The organism is Methylocella tundrae (genome assembly GCF_901905185.1).
Taxonomy (GTDB): Bacteria; Pseudomonadota; Alphaproteobacteria; order Rhizobiales; family Beijerinckiaceae; genus Methylocapsa; species Methylocapsa tundrae.
In genome coordinates this window covers 1-390 of the sequence record NZ_CABFMQ020000049.1, presented here as the reverse complement: position 1 = coordinate 390, position 390 = coordinate 1, and the positions used below count along the sequence as shown (strand labels likewise).

At 72.6% G+C, this 390-nt stretch carries 1 protein-coding gene; it reads left to right on the top strand.

All coding sequences use genetic code 11. The annotated features are described in order from the left end of the window. Positions 1–390, top strand: a 390-nt coding sequence (locus MPC4_RS05330) for a pyridoxal-phosphate dependent enzyme (RefSeq protein ID WP_174511612.1), incomplete at both ends; no start/stop codon positions are given.

Sequence of the window (390 nt, the reverse complement as noted above, 5' to 3'; positions counted from 1 at the left end):
GTGCTGGCCTTCTCGTCCGGCAACCACGCGCAGGCGGTCGCGCTCTCGGCCCGCCTGCTCGACATGCCCGCCGTGATCGTCATGCCCGAAGACGCGCCCGCCTCCAAGATGGCCGCCACGCGCGAATACGGCGCCCAGGTGGTCACCTACGACCGCTTCCGCGAAGACCGCGAGGCCATCAGCCGGCGCCTGGCCGAAGAGCGCGGCATGGTGCTGGTGCCGCCGTTCGACCATGCCCACGTCATCGCCGGCCAGGGCACGGTGGCGCAGGAGCTGCTGGAGGATGTGCCCCAGCTCGACTACCTGTTCGTCTGCCTGGGCGGCGGCGGGCTGCTCTCGGGCTGCCTGCTCGCGGCCGGGCACCTCGCGCCCGGGTGCAAGGTGATCGGC